This is a genomic window from Corallococcus sp. CA041A, assembly GCF_003612075.1.
GTDB classification, from domain to species: domain Bacteria; phylum Myxococcota; class Myxococcia; order Myxococcales; family Myxococcaceae; genus Corallococcus; species Corallococcus exiguus.
On record NZ_RAWF01000590.1, the window covers coordinates 1 to 613 of the forward strand.

General features: G+C 63.0%; 1 protein-coding gene. It reads right to left on the reverse strand.

Annotated features, from left to right (window positions below; genetic code table 11):
* Window positions 1-613, reverse strand: a 613-nt coding sequence (locus D7V77_RS42355) for a hypothetical protein (protein ID WP_199734004.1), incomplete at both ends; no start/stop codon positions are given.

A 613-nucleotide genomic window follows, 5' to 3' on the forward strand; every position in this document is an offset into this window, starting at 1 on the left:
GCAGATAGCCGTTGGTGTCGACCGCCGCGCAGAACACCACGCGCGGATCCAACTGGAGCAACGGCTCCTGTACCGCAGGCAACACACGGTCCGTGAACGCCGTAAATCGCGTCATATGCTGCGGCGGATCGGTATTCGGCACCGGCGCATAGGTGCGATCAAACAGATCACTTTCGCTGATATCGCCGCGTGCCAGCGCCGATTCAAACAATGCGCTGATCTTGCCGGCGGCGGTCTGCACCGCTTCGATGAAGGGCGTATCGGCACTCTGCACGCCCGTCGAAGCCGTCAACCGGATCAGCGTTTCCGACGCCCCAAGCAACCCCGAAAGCTGCCGTTGCGCGTTGTCGATGTTGTGGCTGGATTGCTTCACACCCTCGGCCATCGCCTCCACCTCACGCGCGAGCGACGCGCATTCATCTTCGATGGCCGCAGTGGATTCCGCAATGCTCGTCGCCTCGACATCGAAGCGCGCAATGGCCTCGCCCGCCACGCCAATCACCGCGCCAATGGCCTGCGTGCCGGCATCCACACGCTGGGCGCGCGCAACGTTTGCACTGCTGTCGCCGATCAGCTTGTCGGTCTGGCCAGACAAATCCGCCAAGGTGGTTTC